Raw genomic sequence first — 13,866 nt, 5'->3', positions numbered from 1 at the left:
CTTGTGTACGACGCAGTCACTGTGGGAGCTGGCTTGCCAGCGATGGCCACACCTCGGTCTCAAAGAATGTACTGAAGCCATAACAACAGATTCTCGTGGAGCCTCGCTGATGAAATCCTATGAAGTCAATTTTGACGGTCTAGTGGGGCCGACCCATAACTACGGCGGCCTGTCCTACGGCAACGTCGCGTCCCAGAGCAACAGCCAGCAGTCTTCCAATCCCAAGGAAGCCGCGCTGCAAGGCCTGGCGAAGATGAAAGCGCTGATGGAAATGGGTTTCCAGCAGGGCGTGCTGGCGCCACAAGAGCGCCCGGACGTGGCGGCATTGCGTCGCCTGGGTTTTGCCGGAACCGACGCCCAGGTCATTGAGCGTGCTGCGAAGGAAGCCATGCCATTGCTGGTCGCCAGTTGCTCGGCGTCGAGCATGTGGGTAGCCAACGCCGCCACCGTCAGCCCGAGCGCCGACACGGCTGACGGTCGTGTGCATTTCACCGCCGCCAACCTCAACTGCAAATATCACCGCAGCATCGAACACCCGACCACCAGCCGCGTGCTGGGTGCGATGTTCGCCGACCAGAACCACTTCGCTCATCACGCCGCGTTGCCGGCCGTGGCGCAGTTCGGTGACGAAGGCGCGGCCAACCACACGCGTTTCTGCCGCGAGTATGGCGAAGCCGGCGTCGAGTTCTTCGTGTTCGGCCGCAGTGCGTTCGATACCCGCTACCCGGCACCGCAGAAATACCCGGCACGCCAGACGCTCGAAGCGTCCCAGGCCGTGGCCCGCTTGCATGGCTTGAGCGATGACGGCGTGGTGTATGCCCAGCAGAATCCATCGGTGATCGACCAGGGCGTGTTCCACAACGACGTGATCGCCGTAGGCAACGGCGAAGTGCTGTTCTATCACGAGGACGCTTTCCTCGAGACGGACAAGATGCTCGCCGAATTGCAGAGCAAACTCGCCAAAGTCGGTGGGAAATTTCAGTCCGTGTGTGTTCCGCGTTCCGCGGTAAGCGTGGAAGACGCCGTTCGGTCCTACCTGTTCAATAGCCAACTGCTGTCGCGACCTGACGGCTCGATGCTGTTGATCGTGCCGGAAGAATGCCGTGGCAATGAGCGCGTCTGGCAGTACTTGCAGGGTTTGACCAGCTCCGGCGGCCTGATCCGCGAAGTAAAAGTCTTCGATCTCAAGCAAAGCATGCAGAACGGTGGCGGCCCTGCTTGCCTGAGGTTGCGTGTCGCGCTCAACGAAACCGAACTGGCGGCGGTCAATCCAGGCGTTATCATGACGGCACCGTTGTACGGCACTCTGACCGAATGGGTCGAGAAGCACTACCGCGACCGCATGACCGAAAACGATCTGGCGGACCCGCAATTGCTGCTTGAGTGCCGGACGGCACTGGATGAACTGACGCAAATCCTTAAACTGGGCGCGGTTTATCCATTCCAGATCAATTGATCGACGGCGCGCTGCCGCGCATGACAGCGCGCCGCTTCATCTCAAACGAGAGCGTAAACACATGAGCGATACCCTGCAGCTGATCCTTGAAGACACCGACGGCACGCAACTGGAAACTTCCTGCACCCGCGTTGCGGTCCTGTGGCAAGGCAAAGAGCTGTGGATCCAGCAAGACGGCCGCGGCCAATTGCTGATCGGCGTGGACGTTGAAGAAGGTGACGCCGAATACGCCAACCTGCTGCTGCGCCCATTGGCGACTAATCTGGTAAGTCTGCAACTGGAAATGGAACCGGCTGAACCTGGCGACGACGAGGATCATGTTCACGGCCCGGATTGCAATCACGACCACTAAGGAAACAGCTCTATGCTCGCCCTCGGCAAACTGCTTGAACTGACCCTCGCCGGCCGCGAACCGGCGGAGAAGACTCAACTGACTGTCGAAGGCGTGCGCATGCGCTGGCTGAGCGAAGGGGCGCTGGAAGTCCGGCCCCCTGAAGCTCGCGACAACGGCCTGGACCTGCTGCTATCGGCGGGGATCCATGGCAACGAAACAGCGCCGATCGAGTTGCTCGATCGCCTGTTGCACGACATTGCCCGCGGCGACCTCAAGCCGCGTGCAAGAATTCTGTTCCTGTTCGGCAACCCGGAAGCGATTCGCAAGGGCGAGCGTTTCGTCGAGCAGGACGTCAATCGACTGTTCAACGGTCGTCACGAACAAAGCAGCGGCTCCGAAGCGCTGCGCGCCTGTGAGCTCGAACGGCTGGCGGCAAGTTTCTTCAGCCTGCCGGATCGCCAGCGTCTGCACTACGACCTGCACACTGCGATTCGCGGTTCGAAAATCGAGCAGTTCGCCTTGTATCCGTGGAAGGAAGATCGCCAGCATTCGCGCCAGGAACTGGCCCGGCTGCGTGCCGCCGGCATGGAAGCTGTGCTGTTGCAGAACAAGCCGTCCATCGTCTTCAGCTCCTATACCTACGACAAACTCGGTGCCGAGTCCTTCACCCTTGAACTGGGCAAGGCTCGGCCGTTCGGGCAGAACGACGGGGTGAACGTCTCCCGGCTGGAAACCCGTCTCAAACAGATCATCGAAGGCACCGAGCCTGATTTGGCGGGGCAGGTGCTGGACGGTTTGCAGCTGTTCAGCGTGGCACGGGAAATCATCAAGCACAGCGACAGCTTCCGGCTTAACCTGCCAGCGGATATCGAGAATTTTTCGGAACTGGAAGTGGGTTACCTGTTGGCCGAAGACATCGCCAACACCCGCTGGATCATCGAAGAAGAGGGCGCCCGGATCATCTTCCCGAACCCCAAGGTGAAGAATGGCTTGCGTGCGGGCATCCTGATCGTGCCGACCAGCGACGAAAACCTCGCCTGACGTTCGCAAAATGATCGTTCCCACGCTCCCGCGTGGGAATGCCTCAATGGACGCTCTGCGTCCGCCATTGCATGTGACGCGGAGCGTCACGGGCTGCATTCCCACGCAGAGCGCAGGAACGATCAATTTAGCCTTTAAACAGCTACCGCACGCGGCTCAGTACGACGCAACGCACGGATCTTGCTCAACGTGTCGGCACACGTCTTCGCCGCTTCCTGGCCTTTGTGCACAAAATGCTCGAAGAAGAACTTGTGATGCAGTTCTTCACCGGCATGGAAGTGATGCGGGGTCAAAGACACCGAGAATACTGGCACTTCGGTTTCCAGTTGAACCTGCATCAGGCCGCTGACCACCGACTGGGCAACGAACTCGTGGCGATAGATCCCGCCATCGACGACCAGGGCTGCGGCAACGATGCCTGCATAACGACCGGTCTTGGCCAGCAATTTGGCGTGCAGGGGCATTTCAAACGCACCGCCGACTTCGAAGAAGTCGATATCGGATTCCTGATAACCCTGGGCAATCATTTCGGCGACGAAGCCTTTACGGCTCTGATCAACAATATCCTTGTGCCAGCAGGCCTGGATGAACGCTACGCGCTCGCCCTGATGGTGTTTGCTCTTGCTATCGATTGCGGTGGGTTGCATGTTCTGACTCCTGTTTGTGTAAAAAACAGGGCATATGAATCGAATGGGATTTAAGGGTATGCGCGCCGACGTGAGTGTCTGCGGGCAGCCCTTTGGCGCCAATCCCGTTCTCTCTTCATCCGGACTATGACCGTCGGCCCCGGGATCACACCGGGTCTGCTGACCTTGCTGTCAGGCACCGCCGAAGCCGTGCTGCCATCAAGCGCTCGCGGGCTATGCGCATTGCGCGCAATTACCGCCGGTGGGGAGTTGCACCCCGCCCTGAGAACGTTTTTGCCGCCGTAAAGTTTGGCGGCGCAGCGTTTTTAACACATATTTCCTGCGTGCGCATCGGTGCTTTTGGATGATTGTTATCGAGTATTTCGCTGTATTAGTGGGCAATATCCTTGCGCCAGGGTTGAATATTCATTGGCATGACCGCAGTAATTCTTTCTGAAAGGGATTTCCCCTGCTTACCGAGGCCAGATTCATGAGCGTTATTGATCTTCGCAGCGACACAGTCACCCAACCCACCGCCGGCATGCTCGACGCGATGGCCACTGCCGCCACGGGGGATGACGTTTATGGTGAAGATCCGACCGTCAACCGTCTTGAAGCCGAACTGGCCCAGCGCCTCGGTTTTGCCGCAGCCCTGTTTGTGCCGACCGGCACCATGAGCAATCTGTTGGGCCTGATGGCCCATTGCGAGCGCGGCGACGAATACATCGTCGGCCAGCAGGCCCATACCTATAAGTACGAAGGAGGCGGTGCAGCCGTGCTCGGTTCGATCCAGCCGCAACCGCTGGAAGTGCAGGCCGATGGCTCGCTGGATCTGGATCAGGTCGCCGCCGCCATCAAACCCGATGATTTCCACTTCGCCCGTACTCGCTTGCTGGCGCTGGAAAACACCATGCAGGGCAAGGTGCTGCCTCTGGAATATCTGGCCCGGGCTCGCCGTTTTACCCGAGAGCATGGGCTGCAACTGCATCTGGACGGAGCGCGGTTGTACAACGCAGCGGTCAAACTCGGCGTCGACGCCCGGGAAATCGCTCAGCATTTCGACTCCGTCTCCGTCTGCCTGTCCAAAGGCTTGGGGGCGCCGGTCGGTTCGGTGTTGTGCGGCTCGGTCGAGTTGATCGGCAAGGCCCGGCGCCTGCGCAAGATGGTCGGTGGCGGGATGCGTCAGGCCGGGATTCTGGCGGCAGCAGGCCTGTATGCCCTGGATCACAATGTTCAGCGCTTGGCTGACGATCACGCCAATGCGCAATGGCTGGCCGAAGGCCTGCGCGCGGTAGGTTATGAAGTCGAGCCGGTTCAGACCAACATGGTTTACGTATCGATGGGCGACAAGGCCGAGACGATCAAGTCTTTTGCTGCTGAGCGAGGTATCAAGCTCAGTGCCGCCGCACGTCTGCGCATGGTCACGCACATGGATATCAGCCAGGCGCAAATCGAGCAGGTCGTCGCGACATTCGTCGACTTTTCCCGTAAGTGATAGCGTTAGCGCTCCAATTGACTGTTTCTATCGTATAAACACGCTGTACCCCGCGCGCAGGGCCGATATAATGCGGCCCTTTGCCGTCGCTTCGTCTGTTGACGTTTCGAACAGGCCTTTGGCCGCAGCCTCCGTGGAAGAACCTAATGAAAAGCGCAGAAATCCGTGAAGCCTTCCTTCGCTTCTTCGAAGAGCAAGGCCACACCCGTGTAGCCTCCAGCTCTTTGATTCCGGGCAACGACCCAACCCTGCTGTTCACTAACGCGGGGATGAACCAGTTCAAGGACTGCTTCCTGGGCCAGGAAAAGCGCGCGTACACCCGCGCGGTATCCAGCCAGAAATGCGTGCGCGCCGGCGGCAAGCACAACGACCTGGAAAACGTCGGTTATACCGCCCGTCACCACACGTTCTTCGAAATGCTGGGCAACTTCAGCTTCGGTGACTACTTCAAGCGTGACGCCATCACTTACGCCTGGAACTTCCTGACATCCGACAAATGGCTGAACCTGCCCAAGGAAAAGCTTTGGGTCACCGTCTACGCCAGCGATGACGAGGCGTACGACATCTGGACCAAGGAAATCGGCGTTCCGGCCGAGCGCATGGTGCGCATCGGCGACAACAAGGGCGCGCCGTACGCTTCCGACAACTTCTGGACCATGGGCGATACCGGCCCGTGCGGACCTTGCACCGAGATTTTCTACGATCACGGTGCCGACATCTGGGGCGGCCCACCGGGCTCGCCGGAAGAAGACGGCGACCGCTACATTGAAATCTGGAACAACGTGTTCATGCAGTTCAACCGCACCGCCGATGGCGTGTTGCACCCGCTGCCAGCACCGTCGGTGGACACCGGCATGGGCCTGGAGCGGATCAGTGCCGTACTGCAGCACGTTCACTCGAACTATGAAATCGACCTGTTCCAGAGCCTGCTGAGCGCTTCGGCCAAGGCCATCGGCTGCACCAACGACGCCCAGGCTTCGTTGAAAGTGGTGGCTGACCACATCCGTTCCTGCGGTTTCCTGATCGCTGATGGCGTATTGCCGTCAAACGAAGGTCGCGGCTATGTACTTCGCCGGATCATCCGTCGCGCTTGCCGTCACGGCAACAAACTGGGCGCCAAGGGCAGCTTCTTCTACCAGATCGTTGCGGCCCTGGTCGCCGAGATGGGCCAAGCGTTCCCGGAACTGAAATCCCAGCAGGCGCACATCGAGCGCGTGCTGAAAGCCGAAGAAGAGCAATTCGCCAAGACCCTGGAACAGGGCCTGAAAATCCTTGAACAGGATCTGGCTGAACTCAAAGGCGACGTGGTGCCGGGCGATGTGGTGTTCAAACTCTACGACACCTACGGTTTCCCGATGGACCTGACCGGCGACATCGCCCGTGAGCGCAACCTGACCCTCGACGAGGCAGGTTTCGAGCGTGAAATGGAAGCCCAGCGCGTGCGTGCGCGTTCCGCCAGTTCCTTCGGCATGGACTACAACAGCCTGGTCAAGGTTGATGTCGATACCGAGTTCACCGGTTATACCGCTCACAGTGGTTCCGCCAAAATCGTTGCTATCTATAAAGACGGGCAATCGGTTGACGTACTGAGCGAAGGCCAGGAGGGCGTGATCGTCCTCGATCAGACGCCGTTCTATGCGGAGTCCGGTGGTCAGATTGGCGATTGCGGCTTCCTGCAAGCCGGTGCTGCACGTTTCGACGTGCGCGACACCACCAAGACCGGTGGTGCGTTCCTGCACCACGGCGTGCTGGATTCGGGCAGCCTGATCGTGGGCGCTCCGGTGGAGACTCATGTCGACGCCGAAGTGCGTCACGCGACTTCGCTGAACCACTCGGCCACTCACTTGCTGCACGCCGCGCTGCGTCAAGTGCTGGGCGATCACGTTCAGCAGAAAGGTTCGTTGGTCGACAGTCAGCGCCTGCGCTTCGACTTCAGCCACTTCGAAGCGATCAAGCCTGAACAGCTGAAAGCGCTGGAAGAAATCGTCAACGCCGAGATTCGCAAGAACTCCGCCGTTGAAACCGAAGAAACCGACATCGAAACCGCCAAGCAGAAAGGCGCCATGGCGTTGTTCGGCGAGAAGTACGGCGACAACGTTCGCGTGCTGAGCATGGGTGATTTCTCCGTCGAGCTGTGCGGCGGTATCCACGCCAACCGTACCGGCGACATCGGCCTGCTGAAAATCATCAGCGAGGGCGGTGTTGCGTCTGGTGTACGTCGTATCGAGGCAGTCACCGGTGCTGCGGCGCTGGCCTACTTGAACGCGGCAGAAGAACAACTCAAGGAAGCGGCCAACCTGGTCAAGGGCAGCCGCGACAACCTGATCGACAAGCTGTCGGCTGTGCTGGAGCGCAACCGTCAGCTGGAAAAGCAACTCGAGCAGTTGCAGGCCAAGGCAGCCAGCGCGGCAGGCGACGATCTGTCGGCTTCGGCTCTGGATGTCAAAGGCGTGAAGGTGCTGTCCGTGCGTTTGGACGGTCAGGACGGCAAAGCGCTGCTGGCGCTGGTCGATCAGCTGAAAAACAAACTCGGCCGCGCAGTGATCCTGCTCGGCAGTGTCCATGAGGAAAAGGTCGTTCTGGTTGCAGGCGTAACCAAAGACCTGACTGGCCAACTCAAAGCCGGTGATTTGATGAAGCAAGCCGCTGCGGCAGTGGGCGGGAAGGGTGGTGGTCGTCCAGATATGGCGCAAGGCGGCGGTACCGACGCCGGCGCTCTGGATGCGGCACTGGCTCTGACCGTTCCGTTTGTAGAGCAGGGTCTATAAGGCAGCGCCTCCGGCTCGCAGTCTAGTGGCGGGCCGGAACGCTGTTTGAGTGATTATTTGGGCGCCCTTCATGGGCAGAGGCGGCTTTGAAATGGCTTTGATCGTACAGAAATTTGGAGGCACCTCGGTCGGTACTGTCGAGAGAATCGAGCAGGTCGCCGACAAGGTTAAAAAATTCCGCGATGCCGGCGATGACCTGGTGGTTGTGCTGTCTGCAATGAGCGGCGAAACCAACCGTCTGATCGATCTGGCCAAGCAAATCAGTGGCGGCGATCAACCGGTTCCGCGCGAGCTGGATGTGATCGTTTCCACCGGTGAGCAGGTGACGATTGCCCTGTTGGCCATGGCATTGATCAAGCGCGGTGTGCCTGCGGTGTCCTATACCGGCAACCAGGTGCGGATTCTCACGGATAGCGCGCACAACAAAGCGCGTATCTTGCAGATTGATGACCAGAAGATCCGCGGTGATCTGAAAGCCGGTCGTGTGGTGGTTGTCGCCGGTTTCCAGGGCGTCGATGAGCACGGCAACATTACCACCCTCGGTCGTGGCGGTTCCGATACCACCGGCGTGGCACTGGCAGCAGCCTTGAAGGCTGACGAATGCCAGATCTACACCGACGTCGACGGCGTCTACACCACCGATCCGCGCGTGGTCTCCGTGGCTCAGCGCCTGGACAAGATCACCTTTGAAGAGATGCTGGAAATGGCCAGCCTCGGCTCCAAGGTGCTGCAGATCCGGGCGGTGGAATTCGCTGGCAAGTACAACGTTCCGCTGCGCGTACTGCACAGCTTCAAGGAGGGTCCGGGCACCCTCATTACTATTGATGAAGAGGAAACCATGGAACAGCCGATCATTTCCGGCATCGCTTTCAACCGCGATGAAGCCAAGCTGACCATCCGTGGCGTGCCAGACACCCCGGGCGTAGCATTCAAGATTCTCGGTCCGATCAGCGCCGCGAACATCGAAGTCGACATGATCGTGCAGAACGTAGCGCACGATAACACCACCGACTTCACCTTCACCGTACACCGCAACGACTACCAGGCGGCGCAAACCGTACTGGAAAAGACCGCTGCCGAGATCGGTGCCCGTGAAGTCATCGGCGACACCAAGATCGCCAAGGTGTCGATTGTCGGCGTTGGCATGCGCTCTCATGCGGGCGTCGCCAGTCGCATGTTCGAAGCTCTGGCCAAGGAAAGCATCAACATCCAGATGATCTCGACTTCGGAAATCAAAGTCTCCGTAGTGATCGAAGAGAAATACCTGGAACTGGCTGTGCGCGCTCTGCACACGGCTTTCGAACTGGACGCACCGGCCCGCCAGGGCGAGTGATGCGTTTGCCAAAAGGCGCGGTCTGACCGCGCCTTTTGTTTTTTGAATGGCGTGACCCCGAGGCTGTTCTTTTGCTCGCGCTAGTCAATACTCAGGCATGTAGGCCACGACCGTTTTGGGTTGTAGGTCGAGTGCCTTTTTTTTGCAGACTGTTGTCCCTGAAATGTAAGGCGTGAGGAGAAAGGTATGTTGATTCTGACTCGTCGTTGCGCAGAAAGCCTGATTATTGGTGATGGCGAAATCACCGTGACCGTGCTCGGCGTCAAAGGAAATCAAGTGCGTATTGGGGTCAACGCCCCGAAAGAGGTAGCCGTCCACCGTGAGGAAATCTACCTGCGCATCAAGAAAGAGAAGGACGAAGAACCAAGCCATTAATTTTTATCGTTTTTTATGTTTGCAAACGGGGAAGAAGCTGGTTAATATACGCCCCGTGTTGCGGAGAGCTGGCCGAGTGGCCGAAGGCGCTCCCCTGCTAAGGGAGTACACCTCAAAAGGGTGTCGGGGGTTCGAATCCCCCGTTCTCCGCCATTATTTGCGTAGTACGTTGTAATCTGGCTTCTTCGGTAAGTTGTTGAAATTACTAGAAAAAAGCGCTTTACAAACAGATTGAACGGCCTATAATGCGCGGCAACAAATGCACTCGTAGCTCAGCTGGATAGAGTACTCGGCTACGAACCGAGCGGTCACAGGTTCGAATCCTGTCGAGTGCACCATTTAAGGGTTGTTTGCAGTGATGTGAATAACTTGGCTTCAACCAGTTGTGATCTGGTATAAAAACACAAATGCACTCGTAGCTCAGCTGGATAGAGTACTCGGCTACGAACCGAGCGGTCACAGGTTCGAATCCTGTCGAGTGCACCATACAACAGAAAGCCCGCATTTAATGCGGGCTTTTTGCCGTCTGGGATTTGGCTTTTCCCTTCGTGCATCCTCTTTCATCGAACTCGATATGTGCACTCCGGCCTCGCTTGGTTTCGTAGCGATAGCTTGTGCTCGAATTGCGAATACTGATCTTGTCTGGCTTGCCGAGTGCGCTCTCGACATCCTGCTGGCTCATGCCGGCGACAACCCGCTGATTGATGATCGCCTCGCGTCGCTCTCTGGCACTGATCAGATTTCCGCATCCGTCTTCGCTCTTTCCAACAATCGTTGGTTCGCCCCTTTTGCTATTGGTTCGAGAGACGCGGCGAGTCTCTGGCCCTGGCAGCAGGGCGATTGGCTCGTCGGTTGGTATGTGCGTACGGACTTCCTGTATGGAGCGGCGTTCGCTGGCTGCGCAGCTTAGGGTGGTGTAGGTGATGCGGCCGTCGTTTGCTTCGCATCTATGAATGGTTGCGGCGGGGATCCAGGGTGCGGGGCAGAGCAGGGTGAGCATTAAGAAACGGCGCGCGTAGGCTGGCATCAAGCGTCCTCCATGACGATTTCTTTTAAGCGTAGCCGTCACCTTTTGGCCGAGTGGTGTGTTTTCTTTTCAGGATGCGTCGTCGTAAATTGAAGGGTCAGGACAGTGCTCAAGTTTGTCTTGCAAGCGCTTGTTTCAGCCGCGATTTTTTAACATTTCAATCCGCCAAGCGGTGTATGATTGCGCCCGTCAGCCCCGCCGGGGCTTTTGGATTACTTCCATGGACTTACCCAGTAGTTACTCAATACCCCGTTTTTCCAATCATGAATTGACTGATTGATCCTTCCGGCGCGCCCCGCTGCTGGGAGTGGAGTTCGCCTATGTCTGAAGTTGAAGTAAAGAAAACACAAGAAAGCTTGCAGGACCGCCTCGCTCAAGTCGTTGAGCTATTGCAGCGTCAGCGAGTGGTTGAAGATCTGACCCACCGCCAGGAAGGCCCGCATCACGACCGGGTCGAGAACCTGGTTCACCGGCAAAATCTCGTCGAGTTGCAACGCAAGCTCGATGATCTGCACTCCGCCGACGTCGCCTATATCCTTGAAGCTCTGCCGCTGGACGATCGCCTGACGCTATGGCAGCTGGTCAAGGCAGATCGCGACGGCGACATTCTCCTCGAAGTATCCGATTCGGTCCGAGAAACCCTGATCGCCGATATGGACGATCACGAGCTCCTGGCTGCGGCCAAGGACATGGATGCTGACGAACTTGCTGACCTGGCTTCCGAGCTGCCGCGAGATGTCGTCCATGAGCTGATGGAGACCCTGGATAACCAGCAGCGTGAACGTGTACGGTCCGCCCTTTCCTATGATGAGGAGCAGGTTGGTGCGCTGATGGACTTCGAGATGGTGACGATCCGTGAGGATGTCAGCCTCGAAGTGGTACTGCGTTATCTGCGCCGCCTCAAAGAATTGCCAGGCCACACCGACAAACTGTTTGTTGTTGATTACGACGGCGTCCTCAAAGGCGTTTTGCCTATCAAGCGCTTGCTGGTCAATGATCCGGACAAGCAGGTTTCTGAAGTCATGGCCAGCGATCCGGTGAGCTTTCATCCGGATGAAGATGCTTATGATGCTGCCCAGGCATTCGAGCGCTACGACTTGATTTCAGCGCCTGTCGTTGACAAGAACGGCAAGCTCATTGGCCGACTGACCATTGATGAAATGGTCGACCTGATTCGTGAAGAGAGCGAAAGCGAAGTTCTCAACATGGCAGGTCTGCGCGAAGAAGAGGACATATTTGCGTCAGTCTGGAAGTCTCTGCGCAACCGCTGGGCCTGGCTGGCAGTGAATCTGATTACCGCTTTCGTTGCGTCTCGAGTGATCGGTCTGTTCGAGGGGTCTATCGAGAAGCTGGTAGCGCTGGCGGCGTTGATGCCGATTGTGGCGGGTATCGGTGGTAACTCAGGAAACCAGACCATCACCATGATTGTTCGCGCGATGGCGTTGGACCAGGTGAGTACCGGCAATACTTCGCGGCTGATGCGCAAGGAATTGGCTGTTGCGCTGATCAATGGCGTGATCTGGGGTGGGGTAATTGGTGTCGTTGCTTATCTGCTCTATGGGAGCTGGTCCTTGGGGGTGGTGATGACGGCCGCCATGACGCTGAACCTGCTCCTTGCAGCGCTGATGGGGGTTTTGATTCCGATGACTCTGGTGCGACTTGGGCGCGATCCGGCGATGGGTGCCAGCGTAATGATCACCGCCATGACCGATAGTGGCGGCTTCTTCATTTTCCTCGGGTTGGCGACCATATTCCTGCTTTAGTTTTTCTCTCTCGAAACCCGCCAATTGGCGGGTTTTTTATGCCTGTAATTCCGGGCAAAAAAAAGCCAGCGGCTAAGCTGGCTTGGATATTCAGGATTACTCAGGAGGCGTCTGCAGCCATCTCGGCGTCATGAGCAATCAGCGAAACGAGTGCGTTTTGCTGGCGGTGGGAAAGCTGGCGGAAGCGCTGCAACAGTTCGCGCTCGTGCAAAGAAAGCTCTGGGCTGTCCAGGCGCATGCTCAATTCTTCGCCCAGCGCGCCTTCCTGAATCAGGCTCTGTTCGAGACGCGCGATGATTTCAGAGTTCATACTGCGATGATGATTGCGAGCCACTTCGGCAATGCGTTCACGCATTCCGTCTGGCAGACGTACGACGAACTTGTCAGCCGTACGGCTGGAATAAATTGCCTGTTTCAATGGGCGCATATATTTAACCGGTTAGTTCAGGGGAGCGGTTCTCGGGATTGGCCGCAGGATGTCAGTTAGGACAAGCGTTGCAGCCAAATGTTCAACCTGAATTGATGAGGCTCGCATCATGCCTCAAAGCAGCCAGATCATTGGCGTCAATTCTGTGACAAATATTGAACTGGATAAAGGCGTTCTGCCAGCACCAATTGTCAGAAATGCGGACTGGTTGGAAGTTGCCAGCACCGCTTTGCTGATCGCGTCCTCTGCTCATCAGCAGGTGTGCAATGACCTGACGGCATGACGAGCGAATTCAGTCACTGGTCCTTACCTTAACAAGGATAGTGGCAAATGGCCGATTTACTAGAGGTAGGGCGGTTCTTAGGCATTTTTAGGATGGGTGGCAGCTTGATTAATGGTGGGCAGGGGTGTCTGCTTTTTACGGCAATGGCTAGCTCCGCTCTGCTTTGCCGGCATGGCGATGCTTATGGAGGTCTGAGGTTGGGGCTGTAATTAAGGCTTCCTGCTATTTAGAGGGCGTATGCCTACACTTAAAAAGCAAAAGGACGACATGACAAAGTCTGGCTTGGTCGTTAACATGCTGGCCGTCCATCGCTTTGCGTATCTTCGCTGGCAGCAGTGTCTCAGTAGCTCAATTGGATAGAGCATCCCCCTCCTAAGGGGAAGGTTGGCAGTTCGAACCTGCCCTGGGACACCATATCTCCTCTTTCTCTTCCTTGGCCTGGCAATCGCCGGCGTCTGTTTTGCCTTGTCTCTTCTGTGCGCGTGACCTCTTCTATATAGAAGCGGGCGGTTTTTCTTGGGTTCGGCCCTTGAATGACAGAAAACTCAAATCAACGCTTGACGGCAGATCTCAGGTGTCTATAATTCGCCCCACTTCCGGCGCAGTCGAAACGGAAAACTCCTTGGTAAACAATGAGTTACGCAGTTTTTCTCAGGTGTCTATAATTCGCCCCACTTCCGGCGCAGTCGAAACGGAAAACTCCTTGGTAAACAATGAGTTACGCAGTTTTCGGCAGCAAGTTGCTTCAGATCATCGAAGCCAGAAGGAAGTTGAAAAAGAGGTGTTGACAGCAGCGTGTAACGCTGTAGAATTCGCCTCCCGCTGACGAGAGATCGAAAGCGCAAGTGGTTGAAGTTGTTAAGGAAATCCTTGAAAACTTCTGAAAATAACCACTTGACAGCAAATGAGGCTGCTGTAGAATGCGCGCCTCGGTTGAG

At 57.1% G+C, this 13,866-nt stretch carries 13 protein-coding genes, 4 tRNA genes and 1 riboswitch; of the genes, 13 read left to right on the top strand and 4 right to left on the bottom strand.

The genetic code is table 11. The features are described 5' to 3' along the window. The first annotated feature begins 109 nt into the window (after window positions 1–109). From astB to astE, 3 genes are all read left to right on the top strand, one after another. Window positions 110–1,456: an N-succinylarginine dihydrolase gene (gene astB, locus ASD60_RS02920; protein ID WP_056852555.1), complete on the top strand. Its 1,347-nt coding sequence runs from the start codon at window positions 110–112 to the stop codon at window positions 1,454–1,456. Window positions 1,457–1,517: 61 nt separating this feature from the next. Beyond that, entirely contained in the window at window positions 1,518–1,808 is a 291-nt protein-coding gene (locus tag ASD60_RS02915) for a hypothetical protein (protein WP_056852554.1), read from the top strand. A gap of 12 nt (window positions 1,809–1,820) precedes the next feature. Further along, on the top strand, window positions 1,821–2,831 hold the full coding sequence (astE, locus tag ASD60_RS02910) for a succinylglutamate desuccinylase (RefSeq protein WP_056852553.1): 1,011 nt from the start codon (window positions 1,821–1,823) through the stop codon (window positions 2,829–2,831). A 134-nt stretch (window positions 2,832–2,965) separates the two neighbouring features. Here astE and ASD60_RS02905 read toward each other — a convergent pair whose 3' ends face one another. Continuing rightward, window positions 2,966–3,478, bottom strand: a complete 513-nt coding sequence (locus tag ASD60_RS02905; protein ID WP_056852552.1) for a 6,7-dimethyl-8-ribityllumazine synthase — start codon at window positions 3,476–3,478, stop codon at window positions 2,966–2,968. 102 nt (window positions 3,479–3,580) lie between these two features. Continuing rightward, window positions 3,581–3,751: riboswitch (FMN riboswitch) on the bottom strand. 196 nt (window positions 3,752–3,947) lie between these two features. Here ASD60_RS02905 and ltaE point away from each other — a divergent pair. From ltaE to ASD60_RS02870, 7 genes are all read left to right on the top strand, one after another. Continuing rightward, window positions 3,948–4,952 carry a low-specificity L-threonine aldolase gene (ltaE, locus tag ASD60_RS02900; protein ID WP_056852551.1) on the top strand — a complete coding sequence of 335 codons (1,005 nt, stop codon included), beginning with the start codon at window positions 3,948–3,950 and terminating at the stop codon, window positions 4,950–4,952. Window positions 4,953–5,098: 146 nt separating this feature from the next. Then, a complete protein-coding gene (alaS, locus tag ASD60_RS02895) occupies window positions 5,099–7,720 on the top strand; it encodes an alanine--tRNA ligase (RefSeq protein ID WP_056852550.1) in 2,622 nt (873 codons plus the stop codon). Between the two features lie 91 nt (window positions 7,721–7,811). After that, the gene (locus tag ASD60_RS02890; RefSeq protein ID WP_056852735.1) at window positions 7,812–9,053 is read left to right on the top strand and encodes an aspartate kinase; all 1,242 of its coding nucleotides are present in this window, start codon (window positions 7,812–7,814) and stop codon (window positions 9,051–9,053) included. Between the two features lie 186 nt (window positions 9,054–9,239). Then, a complete protein-coding gene (csrA, locus tag ASD60_RS02885; protein ID WP_002554426.1) occupies window positions 9,240–9,428 on the top strand; it encodes a carbon storage regulator CsrA in 189 nt (62 codons plus the stop codon). A 62-nt stretch (window positions 9,429–9,490) separates the two neighbouring features. Then, window positions 9,491–9,581 (top strand) — tRNA-Ser (locus ASD60_RS02880). Window positions 9,582–9,689: 108 nt separating this feature from the next. Next, a tRNA-Arg gene (locus tag ASD60_RS02875) sits at window positions 9,690–9,766 on the top strand. 71 nt (window positions 9,767–9,837) lie between these two features. Then, a tRNA-Arg gene (locus ASD60_RS02870) sits at window positions 9,838–9,914 on the top strand. 19 nt (window positions 9,915–9,933) lie between these two features. Here the strand turns inward: ASD60_RS02870 and ASD60_RS02865 are convergent. Further along, window positions 9,934–10,455 (bottom strand): hypothetical protein, encoded by a 522-nt coding sequence (locus tag ASD60_RS02865; protein WP_056852549.1) that lies wholly within the window; start codon window positions 10,453–10,455, stop codon window positions 9,934–9,936. A gap of 320 nt (window positions 10,456–10,775) precedes the next feature. Here ASD60_RS02865 and mgtE point away from each other — a divergent pair, with 320 nt between their 5' ends. After that, complete coding sequence (gene mgtE, locus ASD60_RS02860) at window positions 10,776–12,218, top strand: magnesium transporter (protein ID WP_056852548.1); 1,443 nt, start codon at window positions 10,776–10,778, stop codon at window positions 12,216–12,218. 100 nt (window positions 12,219–12,318) lie between these two features. Here the strand turns inward: mgtE and ASD60_RS02855 are convergent, their stop codons facing one another. Next, window positions 12,319–12,645: an Arc family DNA-binding protein gene (locus ASD60_RS02855; RefSeq protein WP_003178899.1), complete on the bottom strand. Its 327-nt coding sequence runs from the start codon at window positions 12,643–12,645 to the stop codon at window positions 12,319–12,321. Between the two features lie 109 nt (window positions 12,646–12,754). Between ASD60_RS02855 and ASD60_RS29115 the strand changes: the two genes are divergently transcribed. Together ASD60_RS29115 and ASD60_RS02850 are read left to right on the top strand one after the other, a co-directional pair. Then, window positions 12,755–12,928: a hypothetical protein gene (locus ASD60_RS29115; protein WP_177336550.1), complete on the top strand. Its 174-nt coding sequence runs from the start codon at window positions 12,755–12,757 to the stop codon at window positions 12,926–12,928. A gap of 337 nt (window positions 12,929–13,265) precedes the next feature. Continuing rightward, a tRNA-Arg gene (locus ASD60_RS02850) sits at window positions 13,266–13,342 on the top strand. A 245-nt stretch (window positions 13,343–13,587) separates the two neighbouring features. Here ASD60_RS02850 and ASD60_RS29285 read toward each other — a convergent pair. Next, the coding region (locus ASD60_RS29285; protein ID WP_236708397.1) for a hypothetical protein at window positions 13,588–13,866 on the bottom strand (279 nt) is incomplete at its 5' end.

Origin of the sequence: Pseudomonas sp. Root562, from assembly GCF_001427125.1 — a bacterium.
Taxonomy (GTDB): Bacteria; Pseudomonadota; Gammaproteobacteria; order Pseudomonadales; family Pseudomonadaceae; genus Aquipseudomonas.
This window is presented reverse-complemented; position numbering and strand designations above follow the sequence as displayed.

What these genes read in the sequence shown, in the direction of transcription:
- astB (WP_056852555.1), top strand. Translation starts at nt 110, where the DNA reads ATGAAATCCTATGAAGTCAATTTTGACGGTCTAGTGGGGCCGACCCAT.
- ASD60_RS02915 (WP_056852554.1), top strand. Translation starts at nt 1,518, where the DNA reads ATGAGCGATACCCTGCAGCTGATCCTTGAAGACACCGACGGCACGCAA.
- astE (WP_056852553.1), top strand. Translation starts at nt 1,821, where the DNA reads ATGCTCGCCCTCGGCAAACTGCTTGAACTGACCCTCGCCGGCCGCGAA.
- ASD60_RS02905 (WP_056852552.1), bottom strand. Translation starts at nt 3,478, where the DNA reads ATGCAACCCACCGCAATCGATAGCAAGAGCAAACACCATCAGGGCGAG.
- ltaE (WP_056852551.1), top strand. Translation starts at nt 3,948, where the DNA reads ATGAGCGTTATTGATCTTCGCAGCGACACAGTCACCCAACCCACCGCC.
- alaS (WP_056852550.1), top strand. Translation starts at nt 5,099, where the DNA reads ATGAAAAGCGCAGAAATCCGTGAAGCCTTCCTTCGCTTCTTCGAAGAG.
- ASD60_RS02890 (WP_056852735.1), top strand. Translation starts at nt 7,812, where the DNA reads ATGGCTTTGATCGTACAGAAATTTGGAGGCACCTCGGTCGGTACTGTC.
- csrA (WP_002554426.1), top strand. Translation starts at nt 9,240, where the DNA reads ATGTTGATTCTGACTCGTCGTTGCGCAGAAAGCCTGATTATTGGTGAT.
- ASD60_RS02865 (WP_056852549.1), bottom strand. Translation starts at nt 10,455, where the DNA reads ATGCCAGCCTACGCGCGCCGTTTCTTAATGCTCACCCTGCTCTGCCCC.
- mgtE (WP_056852548.1), top strand. Translation starts at nt 10,776, where the DNA reads ATGTCTGAAGTTGAAGTAAAGAAAACACAAGAAAGCTTGCAGGACCGC.
- ASD60_RS02855 (WP_003178899.1), bottom strand. Translation starts at nt 12,645, where the DNA reads ATGCGCCCATTGAAACAGGCAATTTATTCCAGCCGTACGGCTGACAAG.
- ASD60_RS29115 (WP_177336550.1), top strand. Translation starts at nt 12,755, where the DNA reads ATGCCTCAAAGCAGCCAGATCATTGGCGTCAATTCTGTGACAAATATT.